17 protein-coding genes are annotated in these 19,798 nt (G+C 63.6%); 8 read left to right on the top strand and 9 right to left on the bottom strand.

Annotated elements, in window-relative coordinates; all coding sequences use genetic code 11:
* From IE093_RS07135 to IE093_RS07110, 6 genes are all read right to left on the bottom strand, one after another.
* Entirely contained in the window at positions 1–1,110 is a 1,110-nt protein-coding gene (locus IE093_RS07135) for a cobalamin-independent methionine synthase II family protein (RefSeq protein ID WP_189467626.1), read from the bottom strand.
* 42 nt (positions 1,111–1,152) lie between these two features.
* On the bottom strand, positions 1,153–1,554 hold the full coding sequence (locus tag IE093_RS07130; RefSeq protein WP_189467624.1) for a GlcG/HbpS family heme-binding protein: 402 nt from the start codon (positions 1,552–1,554) through the stop codon (positions 1,153–1,155).
* Positions 1,555–1,814: 260 nt separating this feature from the next.
* Positions 1,815–3,068, bottom strand: coding sequence for a glycolate oxidase subunit GlcF (gene glcF, locus IE093_RS07125; RefSeq protein ID WP_189467622.1), 1,254 nt, complete (start codon positions 3,066–3,068; stop codon positions 1,815–1,817).
* A 3-nt stretch (positions 3,069–3,071) separates the two neighbouring features.
* Positions 3,072–4,157 (bottom strand): glycolate oxidase subunit GlcE, encoded by a 1,086-nt coding sequence (gene glcE, locus IE093_RS07120; RefSeq protein WP_189467621.1) that lies wholly within the window; start codon positions 4,155–4,157, stop codon positions 3,072–3,074.
* Between the two features lie 9 nt (positions 4,158–4,166).
* Complete coding sequence (gene glcD, locus IE093_RS07115) at positions 4,167–5,666, bottom strand: glycolate oxidase subunit GlcD (protein WP_189467619.1); 1,500 nt, start codon at positions 5,664–5,666, stop codon at positions 4,167–4,169.
* A 239-nt stretch (positions 5,667–5,905) separates the two neighbouring features.
* Positions 5,906–7,606 carry an L-lactate permease gene (locus IE093_RS07110; protein WP_189467617.1) on the bottom strand — a complete coding sequence of 567 codons (1,701 nt, stop codon included), beginning with the start codon at positions 7,604–7,606 and terminating at the stop codon, positions 5,906–5,908.
* Between the two features lie 341 nt (positions 7,607–7,947).
* On the opposite strand from IE093_RS07110, the gene IE093_RS07105 reads away from it, so the two are divergent.
* Positions 7,948–8,658 carry a glutathione S-transferase N-terminal domain-containing protein gene (locus IE093_RS07105; protein ID WP_189467615.1) on the top strand — a complete coding sequence of 237 codons (711 nt, stop codon included), beginning with the start codon at positions 7,948–7,950 and terminating at the stop codon, positions 8,656–8,658.
* Positions 8,659–8,733: 75 nt separating this feature from the next.
* Entirely contained in the window at positions 8,734–9,423 is a 690-nt protein-coding gene (locus IE093_RS07100; RefSeq protein ID WP_189467613.1) for a glutathione binding-like protein, read from the top strand.
* A 20-nt stretch (positions 9,424–9,443) separates the two neighbouring features.
* Here the strand turns inward: IE093_RS07100 and IE093_RS07095 are convergent, their stop codons facing one another.
* A complete protein-coding gene (locus IE093_RS07095) occupies positions 9,444–10,352 on the bottom strand; it encodes a LysR substrate-binding domain-containing protein (protein WP_189467611.1) in 909 nt (302 codons plus the stop codon).
* A gap of 226 nt (positions 10,353–10,578) precedes the next feature.
* Between IE093_RS07095 and IE093_RS07090 the strand changes: the two genes are divergently transcribed.
* From IE093_RS07090 to proX, 3 genes are read left to right on the top strand one after another with little or no spacing between them, the layout of a single operon-like run.
* Positions 10,579–11,880: a quaternary amine ABC transporter ATP-binding protein gene (locus tag IE093_RS07090; RefSeq protein ID WP_189467608.1), complete on the top strand. Its 1,302-nt coding sequence runs from the start codon at positions 10,579–10,581 to the stop codon at positions 11,878–11,880.
* Entirely contained in the window at positions 11,873–12,805 is a 933-nt protein-coding gene (locus IE093_RS07085) for an ABC transporter permease (RefSeq protein ID WP_189467605.1), read from the top strand. Before IE093_RS07090 ends, IE093_RS07085 begins: the two co-directional genes overlap by 8 nt.
* Positions 12,806–12,862: 57 nt before the next feature.
* Positions 12,863–13,912 (top strand): glycine betaine/L-proline ABC transporter substrate-binding protein ProX, encoded by a 1,050-nt coding sequence (gene proX / locus IE093_RS07080; protein ID WP_189467603.1) that lies wholly within the window; start codon positions 12,863–12,865, stop codon positions 13,910–13,912.
* Between the two features lie 77 nt (positions 13,913–13,989).
* Here the strand turns inward: proX and IE093_RS07075 are convergent, their stop codons facing one another.
* A complete protein-coding gene (locus IE093_RS07075) occupies positions 13,990–14,937 on the bottom strand; it encodes a threonine ammonia-lyase (protein ID WP_189467601.1) in 948 nt (315 codons plus the stop codon).
* 71 nt (positions 14,938–15,008) lie between these two features.
* Entirely contained in the window at positions 15,009–15,821 is an 813-nt protein-coding gene (locus tag IE093_RS07070; protein WP_189467599.1) for a helix-turn-helix transcriptional regulator, read from the bottom strand.
* Between the two features lie 120 nt (positions 15,822–15,941).
* Between IE093_RS07070 and lhpI the strand changes: the two genes are divergently transcribed.
* The 3 genes from lhpI (at position 15,942) to IE093_RS07055 (ending at position 19,722) form a co-directional block, all read left to right on the top strand.
* Entirely contained in the window at positions 15,942–16,904 is a 963-nt protein-coding gene (lhpI, locus tag IE093_RS07065) for a bifunctional Delta(1)-pyrroline-2-carboxylate/Delta(1)-piperideine-2-carboxylate reductase (RefSeq protein ID WP_189467597.1), read from the top strand.
* A gap of 89 nt (positions 16,905–16,993) precedes the next feature.
* Positions 16,994–18,460 carry a Na+/H+ antiporter NhaC gene (gene nhaC / locus IE093_RS07060; protein ID WP_189467595.1) on the top strand — a complete coding sequence of 489 codons (1,467 nt, stop codon included), beginning with the start codon at positions 16,994–16,996 and terminating at the stop codon, positions 18,458–18,460.
* Positions 18,460–19,722, top strand: a complete 1,263-nt coding sequence (locus tag IE093_RS07055; RefSeq protein WP_189467593.1) for an NAD(P)/FAD-dependent oxidoreductase — start codon at positions 18,460–18,462, stop codon at positions 19,720–19,722. Before nhaC ends, IE093_RS07055 begins: the two co-directional genes overlap by 1 nt.
* The last annotated feature ends 76 nt before the right edge of the window (positions 19,723–19,798 follow it).

Raw genomic sequence — 19,798 nt, 5'->3', positions numbered from 1 at the left:
TCAGCCGGAGAGGCGGGCGGCGACATCGCACACCAGGCGTAGCTTCGCCGCCTGCTCGTCGATGGTGAGCCTGTTGCCGACGATCGAGGTGCCGAAGCCGCACTGCGGGCTGATTGCTAGACGCTCGCGGTCAATATGATGGCTCGCTTCCTCCACGCGGGCGAGCAGTTCGTCCAGGTCCTCGAGCGCACCCCGCTTGGATGAGACCAGGCCGAGCACCACTACCTTGTCGTCGGGAACGGCGGCTAGCGGCTCGAAGCCGCCGGAGCGCTCATCGTCGTACTCGAGCAGTAGCCGGTGGGCGGCAGTGCGCTGGAAGATTGGCTTGGCGATCGGCTCGTAGCCACCTGAAACGAGCCAGCGGCTCCCCTGGTTGCCGCGGCATAGGTGCAGGCCGAAGGTGACGCCGTCGATGTCCTGCATTACGACATTATCGAGCGCAACACCAAAGTCCAGCCACTGGGCTGTGCTCCAGCCCCGGGCCTCATAGAAAGCGCGTGTCTCTGGATCGAGCAGCAGGGGGTAGTGCGGGGCATCGAGCTGAATGTAGCTCGCACCGTAACCGGCGAGCTCCTCGACCTCCTCGCGCAGGATCCGGGCCACGTCCTCGAGAAACTCCCGTAGGGAGGCGTAAGCGCCCGACGAGTGCTCTGGCGACCAGAAGTTGGCGAACAGGCCTGGGCTGGGCAGCGTCACCTTCGGCGTGCGCGGCGTCCGTGCACGCAGATAGACGAACTCCTCGGCCGACAGGGAGCGCCGACGGCGCAATGGTGCGGTTACGGCGAGCTCATGCGGTCGCTCTTGCTGCCAGTCACCGATGTCATTGTCGCCATGCCACTTCCCCCACAGGAAGGCGTCGAGATCCCAGGTGCCGAAGCCCTCGACCGCCTGCACCAGCTGGCTCTGGAAAGACAGCCGGCGCATTTCTCCGTCGGTGACCACCTCGAGTCCAGCCGCCTCCTGGAGTGCAATCGCCTCGTCGACGGCGCGATCCTCGACCTGTTTGAATACAGCCTCACTTATGCTCCCGGCCCGTCGTCGCTCCTGAGCCTCGAGCAACCAGCCGGGGCGAAGCAGGCTCCCGACAACGTCGGCACGTGCCGTGATCATAAGGCCTCCTCACAGCATATTGCTGTGGCGCATGACCAAAAATCAGCCGATGACCGCGACCCCCGCCTTGGCGATCTGCACGTCCTGGTCCGGTTTGACACCGGAAACGCCTACGGTACCGGCAACCTGGCCGTCGACCAATACTGGAACGCCACCGGAGAGCATGCCCGAGAGCGGGGCGGAGAGGAAAGCGTTGCGACCGCCGTTGATCATCTCCTCGAAGGCTTGGGTCTCGCGGGCGCCGAGTGCCGAACTGCGAGCCTTTTCGGTGGCCACGCTCGGGGTCATCGGCGCGGCGCCGTCGAGGCGGCGCAGGCCGAGCAAATGTCCGCCATCGTCGGCCACAGCGATGGTCACCGCCCAGCCGTTGGCTTCGGCCTCCTGCTGCGCGGCGTCGAGAATGGCGTTGACGTCGGCGAGGGTGAGTACGGATTTGGTTTTCATGTCATTCTCCTTGGTTAATATCAGCTACGGGCTACGGGCTACGGGCTACGGGCTACGGGCTACGGGCTACGGGCTAAGAACTTTCTTTCACAACTAAGTAGAGAGATGAGCTTTCCCGGCGCCAAGCCTCCGCGAGGGCGCTGTAAACCCGTCCATGGGCGCTACTTTTGCCATCCATGGCAAAAGACCCTCGCTCCGCCTTGTCCCCGGCGCTCATCTCACTCGACGTTTGGAAATGCGCTCTAAGGGCTGCTCGTGGCTCACAGCTCGTTGCTCGTAGCTGGTGTTAATGCCTCATCAACAATTTCGATCCAGTGCCGTACCGGCGTTCTGCCGGCACCAGCGAGATGCGTCTGGCAACCGATATTGGCGGTGACGATCAACTCCGGGTTGCCGGCTTCCAAGGCGTCGAGTTTGTTGTCGCGCAACTGGGTCGCCAGTTCCGGCTGGGTGATCGAGTAGGTGCCCGCCGAACCACAGCATAGATGGGCATCCTGTACCGGTGTCAGGCTGAAACCGAGCCGGGTCAACACACCTTCCACGGCACCGCTGAGCTTCTGGGCGTGCTGCAGGGTACAGGGGCAGTGGAAGGCCAGGCGCTTGCTTTCCTTGATGGCCAGGGCGTCGAGGTCCTCGTCGCGCAGGATCTCCACCAAGTCCTTGGCCAGTTCACTGATGCGCCTGGCCTTTTTGGCGTATTCGGGGTCGTCGGCGAGCATCTCGCCGTATTCCTTGACGAAAGCGCCGCAGCCGCTGGCGGTCTGCACGATCGCTTCGCAGCCGTTCTCCACATGAGGCCACCAGGCGTCGATATTGGCGCGTATCCGGGCACGGCCGTCGTCCTGGGCGTTGAGGTGATAGTCGATGGCGCCACAGCAGCCGGCTTCCGGCGCAGGGGTCAGGCCGATGCCCAAGCGGTCGAGCACCCGTGCGGTGGCGGCATTGGTGTTGGGCGACAGGCCCGGTTGCACGCAACCTTCGAGGATCAGCATCTGACGGGCATGCCGCTTGCCATCCGGGCGCTTGCCGGCATCCACCGGCGCTGGCGGCATCTTGTCACGGAGCTGACCGGGCACCAGCGGCCGGAAGGTCAGGCCCAGCTTGAGCAGCGCCTGGAAACGCTTGGGGTCAACCAAGGCCTTGCGCAGCCCGTAGCGCAGCGCGCGTTCGCTGGCCTTGCGCGGCACCCGGCGCTCGATCTCGGCACGGCCGATGTCGAGCAGCTTGTGATACTCGACACCCGAAGGGCAGGTGGTCTCGCAGTTGCGGCAGGTCAGGCAGCGATCCAGATGCAAGCGAGTTTCCTCGGTAACCTGGTCGTCGTCGTCACGGCTCTCCAGCAACTCCTTCATCAGGTAGATGCGCCCGCGTGGCCCGTCGCGTTCGTCGCCGAGCAGCTGGTAGGTGGGGCAGGTAGCGTTGCAGAACCCGCAGTGCACACAGCTGCGCAGTACTCGATCGGCCTCGCGGATGTGCGGCTTCTTGAGGTCTTCCTCGGTGAAATGGGTCTGCATGTTTTAGAACTCCGCGTACAGTCGGCCGGGATTGAAGATCCCGTGGGGGTCGAGCTCGGCCTTGAGATTGCGGTGATACTTGGCCACTACCGGCGCCAGCGGCGTGAACGGCTCGATGCTGCCTCCCTCTTCGCAAGGGGTGTAGCAAGTGGCATGACCGCCGGCGCGGGTCGCCACATCGCGGATGGCGTCGACCGAGGCTGAACTGCGCAGCCAGCGCTGGGCGCCCGCCCAGTCATAGAAAGTGTCGCCCTCGAGTGGCAGCTCGGGGGTATGGTTGGGCAGCGACAGCCGCCATAGCGGTCGGGAATCGTCGCCGGAGAAGAACGTCAGGCGCTGCTCGCGCAGCTCCAGCCAGAAGGTGTCGTCGAGATCGTCGCCGCCCAGCCGTTCGCGAGTCGCGGCCACCGAACTTGGGCCACCCTCCAGGCGCAAGTAAAGGCTGCCTTCGTGCCAGGCGGCAGCGGTCAAGGGCAACGGTTGACGGCCCCACTCGGCAAGTTTTTCCAATGCCTCTTGCAGTGGCATTTCCAGTCGCAGGCTGTGTCGGGCGCCCGGCTTGGGCAGCACCTTGAGCGAGACTTCGGTGATCAGGCCCAGGGTACCTTGGGCACCGGTCATCAGCCGCGACAGGTCATAGCCGGCGACATTCTTCATTACTTCGCCACCGAAGCGCAGCTCCTTGCCTTCGCAAGTCATCACCCTGGTGCCGAGCACGAAGTCGCGTGCCGCACCAGCCCAGGGGCGTCGGGGGCCGGACAGGCCGGTGGCGATCGTGCCGCCGACAGTGGCGGTGTCGCCGAAGTGGGGCGGCTCGAAGCCGAGCATCTGGCCTTCGGCATCCAGCGCCGCTTCGAGCTCCGTCAATGGCGTCCCGGCGCGTACCGAGACGATCAGTTCCACCGGGTCATAGTAGCGGATACCGCGATGCTCCAGGGTGGAGAGCGTCTCGCCTTCCACCCCATGGCCGTAGAAAGCCTTGGTGTCGCCGCCGACGATCTTGAGCGGCGTCTTATCACGATGGGCCTGGCGCACGCGTTCGCAAAGCGCCTCGGCCATGTCCTGATCGTTCTGCTGTGTCACGGTCATGGTTATCTCTTAAAAACGCGGCAATTCCGGAAACGGCAGCTCGTTGTTATGCACATGCATGGCGCCGAACTCGGCGCAGCGCTGCAGCGTGGGGATGTTCTTGCCCGGATTGAGCAGCCCGTGCTTGTCGAAAGCTGCCTTCACCGCGTGGAAGGCGGTGATCTCGTCGGGCTGGAACTGGGCGCACATCTGGTTGATCTTCTCGCGTCCCACGCCATGCTCGCCGGTGATGCTGCCACCGGCCTCCACGCACAGTTCGAGGATCTTGCCGCCAACCTCCTCGGCCAGTTCCAGTTCGCCGGGCTTGTTGGCATCGAACAGGATCAGTGGGTGCATGTTGCCATCACCGGCATGGAAGACGTTGGCCACCGGCAGGCCGGACTCCTCGGACAGCGCAGCGATGCCCTTGAGCACGCGTGGCAGCTCACGACGCGGAATGGTGCCGTCCATGCAGTAGTAGTCCGGCGACATACGGCCCACGGCGGGGAAGGCATTCTTGCGCCCGGCCCAGAACTTGGCGCGCTCGGCGTCGTCGCGGGCCTGACGGATTTCGGTGGCGCCGGTAGCCTCGAGCACCCGCCTGACAGTGTCGCAGTCGTCGTCGACGTCGGCTTCCACGCCATCGAGCTCGCACAGCAGAATGGCTTCGGCATCGGTGGGGTAGCCGGCCTTGACGAAGTCCTCAGCGGCCTGGATCGCCAGCTTGTCCATCATCTCCAGTCCACCGGGAATGATACCGGCAGCGATGATGTCGCCGACCGCCTTGCCGGCTTTCTCGACGTCGTCGAAGCTGGCCATTAGCACCTTGGCGGTCTCGGGCTTGGGCAGCAGCTTGACGGTGACCTCGGTGACCACGCCGAGCATGCCCTCGGAGCCGGTGAACAGGGCCAGCAGGTCGAAGCCGGGAGAATCAAAGGCCTCGGAGCCGAGCGTCATGCGGTCACCCTCGATGGTGATCACCTCGACCTCGAGCACGTTATGCACGGTCAGGCCGTACTTCAGGCAGTGCACGCCGCCGGCGTTCTCGGCGACGTTGCCGCCGATCGAGCAGGCGATCTGCGACGAGGGGTCCGGTGCGTAATAGAGCCCGTAAGGGGCGGCGGCCTCGGAGATCGCCAGGTTGCGTACCCCGGGCTGGACGCGGGCGATGCGTGCCTCGGGGTCGACTTCGAGGATCTGCTTGAAGCGCGACATCACCAGCAGCACACCCTGTTCCAGCGGCAGGGCGCCACCCGAGAGACCGGTTCCGGCGCCCCGGGTGACCACCGGCACGCCCAGCGAATGGCAGGTCTTGAGCAGCGTTTCGACCTGGTCGAGGGTATCTGGCAGCGCGACCAGCATCGGCAGCACCCGATAGGCGGACAGGCCGTCGCACTCGAACGGGCGCAGGTCCTCTTCACGGTGCAGCAGGGTCATGCCTGGCAGGGCCTGGCTGAGCGTGGCCAGCACCTGCTGCTTGTCGTTGTCCGGCAACTCACCGTCGAGTCGCGCGTCGTAGAGGATATTCATGAGTCGTCCTCGTCTGATTGCGGTCTGCCTCGGCCAGCGGGATGACCGTTTCGTTGCCCATAATCTGGGTCTTCGTTATCCATCTGTCCAGTTTTAGGACTATTGGTATGACCAATCTGATAAAATATTTGGAAATTATTTCCAATGTACATCTTTGACAGCAAAATGAAAGAGCCGTTGGCTTTTTTTATGACAACGCCCCGTCATGCGACGGGGCGCATTGCGTCTTGGGAGGGAGATCAGCCCACCCACATCAAGGGGTCGCTGATGCCAAGCATATAGAAGGCCACCAGCGCGATGATGCCGGTGAAGACGACGTAATAGAGCGTCGGAAGGATGGTCTTGCGCAGTGTCGTCCCTTCGCGCCCCAGCAGGCCGACCGTGGCCGATGCTGCTACCACGTTGTGGATGGCGATCATGTTGCCCGCCGCGGCACCCACCGCTTGCAGAGCCACCATCAGCGCCGTGGATAGCCCGAGCTGCTGGGCGACGTTGAACTGGAAGTCGGACAACATCAGGTTGGACACGGTGTTGGAGCCGGCGATGAAAGCCCCCAGACTGCCCACGGCTGGGGCGAAGAACGGGTAGATGCTACCCACGCTATCGGCTACGGACTGCGCCATGGCTACCGGCATCGACACCAGGTCGGCGGCATTGACGCCCGAGTTGATCAGAATCCGCACCATGGGAATGGTGAAGATCAGCACGAAGCCGGCGCCAAGAATGGTCTTGGTCGACTCGCCGAAGGCCTCCCTGACTTCATTGCTGCGCATGCGGTGCAAGCCGATGGTCAACAGCACCACCATCAACAGGATACCGCCCGGCAGGTAGAGCGGTTGGATGCTGCCGGATACCCCGGCTTCGCCGAGAATGTCGCTCCACCCGAAGCTCAGCGAGGTCAGGAAGCTCTTGACCGGTTCCACGGTACGCGAGATGACCAGCAGAACGGCCAGCAACACGTAGGGCACCCAACCCATGAGGGTGGAGATGGGAGCCTTGCCGACGACATCGTCCATCTTGATCTCGAGCTTGCCGAGCCACTCGTCGGGCCAGGACTTGCTATCCGGGAAGTCCCAGGTGTCCTTGGGCACCAGGAAGCCCTTGCGCGCCGCTGGCACGACGATGGCCAGGCCGACCATGGCACCGATCATCGATGGGAACTCCGGTCCCAGCAGTACCCCGGCCAGCATATAGGGCACCACGAAGCAGATGCCGGCGAAGATGGCGAAGGGAGCGATCGACAGGCCTTCCTTCCAGGAGCGGTTGGCACCGAAGAAGCGCACCATGATCAGCACCATGATCAATGGCATCAGAACCCCCACGATGCCATGCAGGATAGCCACTTCTGAGGAGATCAGACGGAAATATTCCAGCCAGGTGTAGCCGCCGCTGGTCAACTGCTCGCTGATGCCGGCCTGGTTGATACCACCGCTGACCCCGACCACGATCGGCGTGCCCACGGCACCGAAGGAAACGGGGGTGGACTGGATCATCATGCCCACCACCACGGCGGCGAGCGCCGGGAAGCCCAGGGCCACCATCAACGGGGCGGCTACTGCCGCCGGCGTCCCGAAGCCTGAGGCCCCCTCGATGAAGCAACCGAAAAGCCAGGCGACGATGATCGCCTGCACGCGCCGGTCGGGACTGATTCCCGAGAAGCCGTTGCGGATGGCCTTGATGCCCCCCGAGTGCTTCAGGGTGTTGAGCAGCAAAATGGCACCGAAGATGATCCACAGGATCGATACCGTGAGGATCAAGCCCTGGAAGGTCGAGGCGATGACGCGGGTGGCGCTCATCTCCCAGGCGAACAGTGCTATCAGCGCGGTGACGATGAACACGATGGGCATGGCCAGCTTGGCGGCCATGCGGAACCCGATCAGCAGCACGCCTGCCAATACCAATGGCAGGAAGGCGAGCAACGGGAGTAACGTGGAATCCATGTGGCAAACGTCCTCTTGTTGTGATTCAGCAGGTGGTGATCGAAGAGGAGGCTATCTGGGCAAAGCCCCCTTTTGGTCCGGGGGCAAGATAATCGGAGTCACCTGGTTTTGGCTATCATGGATAATTGGTATGACCAATATGTTGGTTCTTGAAATGAATGTGTTATATAGTTGTATTGAAAGTGGTTTTCTAGTCCAGGCGGGTTGGAGAAAGGCAGCAAATGGAGGGTCGAAGTTCGACTAATGGACAAGACTTCGCGCTATGTTTTCGCTGTCATTCCGCGGTATGAGTGAAGGAAACCGGCAAGGGGAAGCCTGGCTCATTGACTAGGGGAGGGGGTATGACTCGAGTGCTCTACGATCTGTGCGGTATTGACGAAGGGTTGCGCTTCTCGCCCTATTGCTGGCGGGTCAAGTACGCCCTAGCGCACAAGGGGCTCGACTACGAGACGCAGCCTTGGTACTTCACCGACAAGCAGGAACTGGCCTTCGCCAATCACGACAAGGTTCCGGTGCTGGTGGATGGCGACGAGGTGGTCACCGAAAGCTACGAGATTTTGCGTTACCTCGATCGCGCCTATCCCGACAAGCCACTGTTGGGTGGTCCCGATGCGGAGGCTCGCGCACGCTTCTTCAAGTTCTATGCCGAGCGTTCGCTGGCGCCAGGCATGCTGCGCACCATCATCATGGATCTGCTCAACGCCATCCATCCCAAGGATCGCGACTATTTCCGCGAAACCCGCGAGAAGCGTTTTGGGCGCACTCTCGAAGAGTTCCACTCGCCGGCCAAGGGCCTGTCGCAGCTAGATCAGGCGTTGGAGCCCCTACGCGGCCGGCTGGAAGAGAGCGACTTCGTCGATGGCAATAGCCCCGCGGCGGCGGATTATCTGCTGTTCAGCCCCTTCATGTGGGCGCGTGTGGTGTCCACGGCGGACCTGGTCTCCAATGCCGACCCGGTCTATGCGTGGATGGAACGCATGCTCGACTTGTATGGCGGCCTGGGACGACAGGCCATGCGGGTCGTCGATATCGAAGGAGCCTATGGGGCTTGATAGTCCCCCTCGACCCGCGTGACTGTGCGATGCTGTCAGGGTGAGCTGTCAGAGCGAAAAGCATGGGAGGTTGTCATGATCGACCTTTACTACTGGACGACACCCAATGGGCACAAGATCACGATCTTTCTTGAGGAGGCCGGTCTCGACTACCAGATTCAGCCGGTCAACATCGGTCGCGGTCAGCAGTTCGCGCCGGAGTTCCTGGAGATCGCGCCCAACAACCGGATTCCGGCCATCGTCGATCGAACCCCCATCGATAGCGGTCAGCCACTGGCGTTGTTCGAGTCCGGAGCGATACTCGAATACCTGGCTGACAAGACCGGCAGGTTCCTGGCCAGGGGCGGGCGCGAGCGCTACGTGACGCTGCAGTGGCTCTACTGGCAGATGGCCAACCTGGGCCCCATGGCTGGCCAGAATCACCATTTCCGCAACTATGCCCCCGAAAAGATCGAGTACGCCATCCAGCGCTATATGCGGGAAACCACCCGCCTCTACACGGTGCTCGACAAACGCCTTGACGATCACGAGTACGTCGGAGGCACCGACTACTCGATCGCCGACATGGCGATCTGGCCATGGATCCGTTCCCACGAGAATCAGGGCCAGGATCTCGAGGACTTCCCCAATGTGCAGCGCTGGTTCCGCACCATCGAAGATCGCGCGGCGGTCAAGCGTGCCCTTGCACGAGCGGAGGAGGTCAATCCCAAGGATGGCGTGGAAATGGACGACGAAGCGCGCCGCTATCTGTTCGGGCAGGAGTGAGGCCGTTGTTCACGATATGCTCACGGGATGGCGGTCACCCGGGCGAACCGCTCCCGGAATGTCATGATGAAATCCTGGGTCAGGCGCGAGATTGGCTGGTTGCGGGGCGTCAACAGGGCGAATTCCTCTCCCAGGTTGGGCTCGAAAGGGCGCAGCGCGAGCGTGGTTTCTCCGAAGACCCGGGCGCTGACCGGGTCGAGAATGGCGATGCCCACCTCTCGGCTGACGAGGCGTGAGGCCTGCAGGGCCAATGAAACCTCCAGGCGCCGGCGGGGGCGTACGCCGGTGTCCTCCAGCAATCGATCCAGCGTAATGCGCAGCGGGTCGTGGGTTTCGAAGCAGATCAGAGTCTCTCCGGCCAGGTCTGCCAGGTGAATTCGCTCGTGATTTGCCAAGGGGTGATTCGCTGGCATCACGCACAAGCTGTCGAGGCGGAAGGTTTCGCCGGCTACGCGGTCGTCGTTGTCGGCGACGATAGCAACGCCCAGGTCGCAGCGCTGGGTGATGACCTCCTCCACCACCTGTTCGGAGCGGAAGGTGGCGAGTTCGACCCGGGCATCCGGGTGCATGGGAGCGAAGTCCGCCAGCACATCGGGCAGGAAGGTCATGCCCAGCAGCGGTATGGCACTGATTCGCAGCCCGCCGACTTCACGTTCGCGGATGCGGCGTGCGGTGTCGCGCAGGTGCTCGATACCTATCCATACCCGTGCCACCTCGCGATAGAAGATACGTGCCTCCGGTGTCGGCACCAGGCGGCCACGCACCCGTTCGAAAAGCATGAAGCCCACGTCGTGCTCGAGTTGCTTGAGTAGTCGAGTTACACCAGGCTGGGCGATCAGCATGCGCCTTGCGGCACCGGAAACCGTGCCGCACTCCATGACGTGCTTGAAGGCCAGGACCTGTCGGTCACGAAGATGTGGCGAAAGCATAACATCAGGATATCGAATGCCGCTCGTCCGAGCCACCTTGACGGGGTATCCCCTGCGACCTAGCTTGTTGATAACGACAAGAATGAAGAACAGGGCGAGCCTGGCGACATGGCTCGTTTCATATTCCCTCTCGCGATGGCACCACCAGCCGGTCGCCGCCACCCAGAGTCGGTCGAGTCGCTAGCCAGATTGCCAAATCACTGAGCATCAAGGCCTGGACAGTGGTATGGGAGCTGACACGGTTACCGCAGGGACGGATGAGAAAGTCTGCGTTGAGCATCTGTTCAAGATTTTCGGTGCGGACCCTCAAGACACCATAAGGCGGATACGGGAAGGCGCCTCGAAAGACCAGATCTATGCCGATACGGCATCGGTGGCAGCCGTTGCCGATGTGTCCTTTAGCGTTGCCCAAGGTGAAATCTTCGTCGTCATGGGCCTGTCCGGCTCGGGCAAGTCGACGTTGATTCGCTGTATCAACCGCCTGATAGAACCGACTCAGGGGCGCATCCTGCTCGACGGGAATGACATCGTCGGCATGGATGTCGAAGGTCTGCGCCGTTTGCGGTTGAACAAGCTGTCGATGGTCTTTCAGCACTTCGCGCTGTTTCCCCACAAGACCGTCGGGGAAAACGTCGAATATGGCCTGAAGATCCGCGGCATGTCCGCGCGCGAACGCCGCGAGAAGGCGGTAAGGGCTCTGGAGCAAGTCGGGCTGGCGGCCTACGCCGATGTGCCGCCGGATAACCTCAGTGGCGGCATGCAGCAGCGTGTCGGCTTGGCACGCGGGCTGGCGGTGGATCCCGAGATCATGCTGATGGACGAGCCATTCAGCGCTCTCGACCCGCTGATCCGGCGCGACATGCAGGACGAACTGCTGGTCCTTCAACAGCAGTTGCGCATGACCATCATCTTCATTACCCACGATCTCCACGAGGCACTACGCATCGGCGACCGCATCGCGATCATGAAGGACGGTCGCTTCGTGCAGTTGGGAACGCCTGAAGAGATCGTGGCCAATCCCGCCGACGACTACGTCTCTGCCTTCACCCGGGATGTCGATCGCAGTCGTGTCTTTCGAGCGTATATGCTACGCGGTGATCCTCATGCGCTAAGTTCCGACACCACTATCGAGACCGCATTGGAACGCTTCGCAAGCTTGGGGCGTGAGACATTGTTCATGGTCGATGAAGACGGCCGGCCCTTGGGGGTCGTACGACGTCATGACCTGGAGCGTGGCGGGGAGAAGACGGCCCTGCGCGACTCACTGATCGACGACTTTCCCTCGGCTCAAGGCTCCCAGGAGTTGATCGAGCTCTATACGGCCTGTGCGACAGGTTTGCCGATCGCCTTGGTCGATGAAGCCGGTCGTCTGGAGGGGATCGTCGACCCGTTGGAGGTATTCCGGCTGCTGGGGGGCGGTAGCGAAGAGAGTGCTGAACAGGCCAGTGCCTCTGCAGCGAGTGGCGATACCGAACGCTCGGCCATCCAGACGGGGCCGCTCGAGATGAGGAGAAGCGACCATGGCTGACCAGATCTCCGACTACTATACGCTGCCACTCGATGACTGGATCGAGTTCTTCGTCAAGGACTGGCTGGTGCCGAATTTCCGCCCCGTCTTTCGCGCCGTGCAGTGGCCGATCGACCAGGTGCTGAACGGCCTCGAGGATTTCCTACTGTGGTTGCCCTATCCGGTCTTCGTGGTGGTGATCCCGTTGATTGCTTGGCGCGTCGCCGGTCGAGGCGTGGCGGGCTTCACATTGCTGTCGCTGATATTCCTCGATCTGTTGGGGATCTGGCGAGAAACCATGGTGACTCTCGCCATGATCGTTACCGCCGTGACCTTCTGTGTGATCGTGGGGGTGCCGCTGGGCATTCTCGCCGCTCGTAGTGATCGTTTCTACAGCTTCATCCGGCCGATCCTGGACATCATGCAGACGATCCCGCCCTTCGTGTATTTGGTCCCAATCGTCATGCTGTTCGGGGTCGGCATCGTTCCAGGTGTCATTGCCACCATCATCTTCGCCTTGCCGCCAGTGATTCGCTTGACCAACCTCGGCATTCGTCAGGTGCAGGCCGAACTGGTGGAGGCTGGGCTTGCCTTCGGATCGACGCGACGCCAGCTACTGTTCGAGATCCAGATTCCCCTGGCGCTGCGCACCATCATGGCGGGCCTCAACCAGACGCTGATGCTGTCGCTATCGATGGTGGTGATTGCGGCCCTGATCGGGGCTGGCGGCCTGGGGCTGACGGTGTTCACCGGCCTGGGGCGCCTGGATGTCGGTCGCGCTTCGCTGGGCGGCATCGGCATCGTGCTGTTGGCGATCATGCTGGACCGGATCACTCAGGCGCTCGGCGAGGGCGGGCGCTCGAAGGCTCCGGGGCAGAAAGGCTCCTTGACCCGTGTGTTCAAGGGGATCGTGCAAGGGAGCAAGGCATACAACGAGAAGTCGTGATCGGATCGCTCGTCAGACTCCGTCGTCGGGAGATCCCACAACAGAGGAGGATGCCTTATGAAGACGACGTTCAAGGCATGTCAACGGACCCTGATGGCCGGGGCCGTCGCGGCGTTGTTGTTGGCGCCGGCTTGGCAAGCCGTTGCGGATCAGCACATGCCCGGCGAAGGCGTCTCGGTGACGCCGGCACGCGCCACCTGGGACACCGGCTGGTTCCCGGCCGCGGTTTACAGTCTCTTACTGGCGGAGCTGGGCTACGATGTGGATCGGCCCACCACCCTGGATAACCCACCTTTCTATCAGTCGGTGGCGCAGGGCGATGTGGATTTCTGGGTCAATGGCTGGTTCCCGCTGCACAATACCTATCGCGATACCTTCGAGCAGGGGGCCGAGCTGATCGGTTACGTTGCCCAGGGCGGGGCCCTGCAGGGTTACTTGGTCGACAAGAAGACCGCCGACGAGCACGGCATCACCAGCCTCGAGGACTTCAAGAAACCCGAGATCAAGTCCCTGTTCGACTCCAACGACGACGGCAAGGCCGAATTGGTCGCCTGCCCACCGGGCTGGGGTTGCGAGTTGGTGATCGAGCATCACATAGAAGCCTATGGGCTTACCGATCATGTCGAGCCGATCAAAGCCAGCTACTCCGCCTCCATGGCCGATGCGTTGGGGCGCTATCAGGAAGGCGACCCGATCTTCTTCTACACTTGGACTCCCAACTGGACGGTGGGCCTGTTGACACCGGGTGAAGACGTGGTCTGGATCACGGTCGAGGAGGCCAGCTTGCCCGAGGACCAGAAGCAGTTCGAGGATGCCACCGTGGTCGAAGGTGTCGAGGGCTGTGTCAAGAATCCCTGCAATCTCGGCTGGCCGGCCAACGACATCCGGCCGGTGGTGAATAGCGAGTTTGCAAGCAACAACCCGGCGGCGGCTAAGCTGTTCGAAGTGATGAGCATTCCGTTGGAGGATATCTTCGCCCAGAACGCCAAGATGTTCGATGGCGAGGACAGCGAGGAAGATATCCAGCGTCATGCCGAGGAATGGATCAACGAGAATAGGGAACAGGTGGACGGATGGCTCGAGCAAGCACGCCAGGCCGCCATGTAAGTCTTCCTGAAATAAACGTTCGAACACCAAGCGGGGCCATCTGGCCCCGCTTTCTAGCTTTATGGCCTACGTAGAACCTATAAGAGCTCCGTGAGTTCATCCCACCCAATATTGCCGCCGGTCACCACCACCACGATATCGCCTTCCGCGGGCAGGTCGAGCGCTCCCGTTTGCAGGGCGGCTATTCCTACCGCGGCCCCCGGCTCGACGAACAGTTTGGCATTGAGCATCAGATGGCGCATGGCGTCGATGATGGCGTCGTCGTCGACGCTGGTCAGGGCATCGACATGCTGGCGGCACAAGGGGTAGGTATGTTCGCCGACGATAGCTGCAGCCAGACTCTTGGCACAGGTGTCGACCCGCTCCAGGCGTTGGGGCCCATCGTGCGCCCACGCGTGGGCCATGCTCGCCGCTCCCGTCGGTTCCACCCCGATCAGGCGCAGTTCCGGGCGCAACGCGCGCACGGCGACGCCGATGCCGGAGATCAGTCCGCCACCGCCGATCGGGCAAAGGATGGCGGTGGCGTCCGGGGCTTGCTCGAGGATTTCCAGCCCCACGGTGCCCTGGCCGGCGATGATGCGAGGGTCGTCGTAGGGGTGCACCAGGGTCAGGCCACGTTCTTTCACCAGACGATGCACTAGTGCCCAGGCATCGTTGATGTCGCCATGCAGGATCACTTCGGCACCCAACTCGCGGCTGCCCTCGACCTTGACCAGACTGGCGTTCTCGGGCATGACGATGGTGACCGGTACCCCCGCGGCACGTGCCGCCCAGGCCAGGCCCAGGGCATGGTTGCCCGCCGACACCGCGCCCAGCCCCTTGCCCAGTTCATCGCGGCTGGCGGTGCGGATCCAGTTCAGCCCACCACGCGGCTTGAACGATCCGGTTCGCTGCAACGACTCGGCTTTGAGCCATACCCGGCGTCCCAGGCGCTCCGACAGCAGGTAATCGGCGATCAGCGGCATCGCCTCGAGGGTATCGCCGATGGTGTCACGGGCGTTCTGGATATTCTCGAGGGTGATCATGCCAAGGCTCCTGTCTCCAATCTTCCCAATTCTACGATCTCTCGGAAGGGCGATCATCCGGAGCCCGACATCTAGGGATGATTAACTAGCCTCCTTTCGGCTTTTCGCTCCGCGCTCGGTGAGTGGCCCATCCTGCGCCGATAGGCCCTTGAGAAGCTCGATACGTCGGAAAATCCCAGATCGTAGGCGATTTCACTCACCGCACGCCGCGTCTCGCGTAACCAGAAACGTGCCCAGAGCAAACGACGGTTCATGACATACTGCTGCGGGGTGACGCCGAAATCGCGCAGGCAGAGCAGATGGAGCTGGCTCTGGCTGAGATGGAAGGCATCGGCCAGCAGTGCATTATCGGGGGGCGTGGCCAGAAGCTCGTCGATAAAAGCATCGAGGCGTTGGGCCGAGAGGCGCTCATGGGCGCCTTCCTCCGGGCTGCCCGTATCGACCAGCTCACTGAGCTGGCTGACGAAGAGGATGGCCAGTTGATGGTTGAGCAGCCGGGCCTGGGCCTCGGAGCGGGGGGCCTTCAACTGGCGGGTGGCCAGCTCCACCATGGGCAGCAGAGGCGGCGGTAGGCTCAGGGCCCGGGGCCTGGCGAACAGCGATTCGCGCAGGTTCAGTTCGCAACTCTGTTCCAGGGCCGTTAGGCAGGGGTCATCGGCGTCGAGATCGAGGACCAGGACCTCGCAGTCGTCATCGCGTCCCAGATAAAGATGGCGCTCGCCGGGAGGCAGGATGGCTGCCTGGCCCAGCACCAGTCGCTCTCCTCCGGGGCTGAACTCATAGTCCATGGCACCGCGCCAGCCCAGCATCAGTTGGGGATGCGCATGGCAATGCTCGCCATTACGACGCGCAATCAGATTACAGTGAGCGACGGTCTGGGTCATGGGGCCCTCCTCGGGAGGGAAAAGTATGGAGCCTCGAACAACGATATCGGAGTCAGGGTCAAGAGCCCGCTCGGCGTGCTTCCTAGACTGGGGGTTCGACATCGTTGAAACGAGGCTGACATGAATCTCGACGCCGAGCAAGTGACAGAGGCGTTGCCCTGGGATGCCCTGGTGGACGCCCTGGCCGACATCTTCACCCGCACCGTGCACTCGCCGGTGCGCCATCACCACCACATGCAGGTTCCCGGCGACCCGGAGGCGACCCTGCTGCTGATGCCGGCCTGGCTGGAGGGCGAGTACCTGGGCGTCAAGCAGGTCAACGTCTTCCCCGGCAACAGCAACAGGGGCCAGCCCGGGCTGAGCAGCCACTACCTGCTGAGCTGTGCCCGTACCGGGCGCCACCTCGCCCAACTGGAGGGCAATGAACTCACCGCCCGTCGCACGGCGGCGGCCTCGGCCCTGGCCGCGCGCTACCTGGCCCGCGAGAACGCCAGCGAGCTGCTGATGGTCGGCGCCGGGCGCATGGCCCGTCGTCTGATTCCGGCGCACCAGGCTATTCGGCCTATCCAGCGGGTGCGTATCTGGGACATCCGCGAGGCCTCGGCCCGTGCCCTGGCCGAAGAGTTCCAGGCCGAGGGGATCGATGCCGAGGCGGTGGCGGCAGACGGCTTGGCCGAGGCCGCCGGCCGGGCCGACATCATCAGCTGCGCCACCCTCAGTCGCGATCCGCTGATCCAGGGCGAGTGGCTGTCGCCCGGCACCCACCTCGATCTGGTCGGCAGCTTCACCCCCTTCATGCGCGAGGCGGACGATGAGGTGATGCGTCGTGGCGCGGTCTTCGTCGATACCCGCGACGGCGCCCTGAGCGAGACCGGCGACCTGATCGATCCGCTGAAGGCGGGTGTCATCCAGGAATCCGACATCCTGGCCGATTTTCCCGACCTGTGCGCGGGACGCCACGCTGGCCGCAGCGCGCTCGCGGACCCCGAACAGGCCATCACGGTGTTCAAGTCGGTGGGCGCCTCGGTGGAAGACCTGGCCGCCGCCATCCTGGCCTACGAGCGCTGCACCGCGCAGCCCTGAGCGGCGGGCAGACTGCCCGCTTCTCCCCGACTCCTGTGACACAACGACAACGAGGGTGGGTCCCCACCCACCCGGGAGTGTAAAGCAAGATGAAAGACCACTCTGTCCCTGACATCCCTGTACCGAGCCTGCCGCTGGCCTTGATCCCCATCGTGCTGACCATCGCGCTACTGGCGGTGCAGATCTTCTATTATGACGACTTCACCCCACATATCCCGCTAGCCATAGGTTTCGGTATTACCGCTTTGGTCGGCTGGCTACAGGGCTACCGTTGGAAGGACATCGAGTCGGGCGCCTTCAGGGTTCTCCACGTGGCAATGCCCTCCATTGCCACCCTGATCATCGTCGGCATGCTGGTGGGAACCTGGATCGCCAGCGGCACCGTCCCCATGCTCATCTACCTGGGGCTGGAATTGATCGACCCGAGCTGGTTCCTGGCCGCGGCCATGCTGATGTGCTCGATGGTCTCGCTATCCATCGGCTCGTCCTGGACCACCGTTGGCACCGTGGGGCTGGCGCTGATCGGGATCGGCGATGCCTTCGGCGTCCCCATTTACTGGACCGCCGGTGCAGTGGTCTCCGGGGCCTTCTTCGGTGACAAGATCTCGCCGCTGTCGGACACCACCAACCTGTCGCCGGCGGTGACCGAGACCAACATCTTCGACCACATCCGCTACATGCTGCCCACCACCATTCCCGCCATGCTGATCGCCCTGGCGGTCTACTGGGTCGTCGGCGGCGCCGAGGCCGGGGTGGGGCATTCCCTCGAGCGCATCGACCTCATCAAGCAGGGGTTGGCCGACAGCTTCGAGATGGGGGTCTGGCAGCTGTTGCCGCTGGTGGTGGTCATCGGCCTGGCCTTCTTCAAGGTGGCCCCGATCCCGGCACTGTTCACCGGGGTGATGCTGGGCGGCGGCGTAGCCATCCTGACCCAGGGCGCGACCATCCACGATGCCCTGACCTTCGCCCACAGCGGTTTCTCCATCGAAACCGGCACCGCGACGCTGGACAGCCTGCTCAATCGCGGCGGCGTCACCTCGATGACCTGGGTCGTGACCCTGATGATGTTCGCCCTGGCCTACGGTGGCGCCCTGGAGCGCACCCGCTGCCTGGAAGCCATTGTCGGCGCCATCATGAAGCGCCTCAAGGGCTTCCGAGGGCTGCAGACCAGTGCCATCCTGACGTCCATCGCCACCAACGTGGTGTCCGGCGACGTCTACCTGTCCATCGCCCTGCCGGGTCGCATGTACAAGCCGGCCTATGACCAGCTCGGCTACTCGCGGCTCAACCTATCCCGGGCCATCGAGGAGGGCGGCACCCTGGTCTCGCCGCTGGTGCCCTGGAACGCGGGCGGGGCTTTCGTGATCGGCGCCCTGGGCCTGACCGTGACCGCCGGCGACTTCAGCCAGCTGCTTTACATCCCGCTGGCCTTCGCCTGCTGGCTGTCGCCGCTGTTCGGCATCCTCTATGCCCAGTTGGGATGGTTCTCCCGGCGTGCCGAGCCCGAAGAGGTGGAGGCGGATGAGGCCACCACCGCCCAGGCGGAGGCACGCTGATGAACGACGTCGACCTGTGCTCCCGGGTCGCCGTGGTGGGCGCCGGCGTGGTGGGCATGACCACCGCGCTGGCCCTACAGCGCCGTGGCCATGAGGTCACCGTGCTCGACCCCCTGGCGCCGGGGGAGGGCGCCTCCTACGGCAATGCCGGCTTCCTGGCCACCGAGCTGATCGACCCGCTGCCCACCCCGGCCATGCTCCGCCAGGCCCCGCGGCTATGGCTGGATCCCCATGGGGCCGTCGCCCTGCCATTCCGCTACCTGCCGCGGCTGGTGCCCTGGCTGATGCGCTTTATCGCTGCTGCCCGTCCCGCCCAGGTAGCCAAGGGGCGCCAGGCACTGGCGGCCCTCAACGGCGCCGCAGTGGCGGCCTGGCGGCGCTGCCTGGCCGATATCGGGGCCGAGGAGGAGTTGGTGGCCTCGGGGTATCTATTGGTTTGGGAGTCTGACCGAGGCCGGGCTGCAGCCAAAGAGCAGATGGCACACCTGCGCCATTGGGGACATGAGGTGGAATGGCTCGAGGCGGCGGCGCTGCGCCAGCGCGAGCCGGGACTGACGGGCGAGCTGAGCCACGGGCTCTACTTCCACGGCGCCCACCAGGTGCGCGACCCCTATGCCTTGGTCCGCCGGCTGGCCTCGGCCTTCGAGGCCCGCGGCGGCGAGCTGCGCCGGGCGAGCGTCACCCGGCTGGAACCCCGTGGCGAAGGCGTGCGCCTTCACACCGACGCGGGGGAGTGGGAGGCGGACCAGGCGGTGGTCGCCGCGGGCGCCTGGAGCCATCGGCTGGCCGCCGGGCTCGGCCTGTCGATCCCGCTGGAGACGGAGCGTGGTTATCACCTGACCCTGCCCGCCCGGGGGCGGGCGCTGCGCCAGCCGGTGGGATCGGCCGAGCGGCGCTGCGTGATGACACCGATGAGCTGCGGCCTGCGGGTAGTCGGCTTCACCGAGCTCGGCGGGCTGACGTTGCCGCCGGTGGCGCGTCGCTATGTGTCCTTGCGCCACCATGCCGGGGCCTTGCTGGCGGATGGCCGGGGCCTCGACCACAGCGCCGAGGAGTGGATGGGCTTTCGTCCGACGCTGCCCGATTCCCTGCCGGTGATCGATACCCATCCCGCCTATCCGGCGATCCACTTCGCCTTCGGCCATCAACACCTGGGCCTCACCCAGGCGGCGGTCACGGCAGAACTCGTTGGCGACCTGGTGATGGGAGAGTCCCCCGCGCTGGACCTCGAGCCTTACCGTGTCACGCGCTTCCAACGGTGAGGGCGGGTATGCTGGAGGGGGATGCTCAATCCATGCATTGCCTTTCGACAATAACGACAGGATCCGAGTCGGCGCA

Origin of the sequence: Litchfieldella qijiaojingensis, assembly GCF_014651875.1 — a bacterium.
GTDB classification, from domain to species: Bacteria; Pseudomonadota; Gammaproteobacteria; order Pseudomonadales; family Halomonadaceae; genus Litchfieldella; species Litchfieldella qijiaojingensis.
This window is presented reverse-complemented; position numbering and strand designations above follow the sequence as displayed.